General features: G+C 60.4%; 1 pseudogene. It reads left to right on the top strand.

From position 1 onward, the window contains the following. A pseudogene (locus KUG38_RS11705) lies at positions 1 to 338 on the top strand (photosystem II D2 protein (photosystem q(a) protein)); the annotation flags it as partial.

Below are 338 nucleotides of genomic sequence, written 5' to 3' on the forward strand. Positions count from 1 at the left end.
GAGCCCACCCAGGAAGAGGAGACCTACTCGATGGTCACCGCCAACCGCTTCTGGAGCCAGATCTTCGGGATCGCCTTCTCCAACAAGCGCTGGCTGCACTTCTTCATGCTGTTCGTGCCGGTGATGGGTCTGTGGACCAGCAGCATCGGCATCATCGGCCTGGCCCTCAACCTGCGGGCCTACGACTTCGTGAGCCAGGAGATCCGCGCGGCGGAGGATCCTGAATTCGAGACGTTCTACACCAAGAACATCCTGCTCAACGAAGGTCTGCGTGCCTGGATGGCGCCTGCCGACCAACCGCACGAAAACTTCATCTTCCCTGAAGAGGTTCTGCCCCG

The sequence above is a fragment of the Synechococcus sp. CCAP 1479/9 genome (genome assembly GCF_019038535.1).
Lineage (GTDB): Bacteria > Cyanobacteriota > Cyanobacteriia > PCC-6307 > Cyanobiaceae > Cyanobium.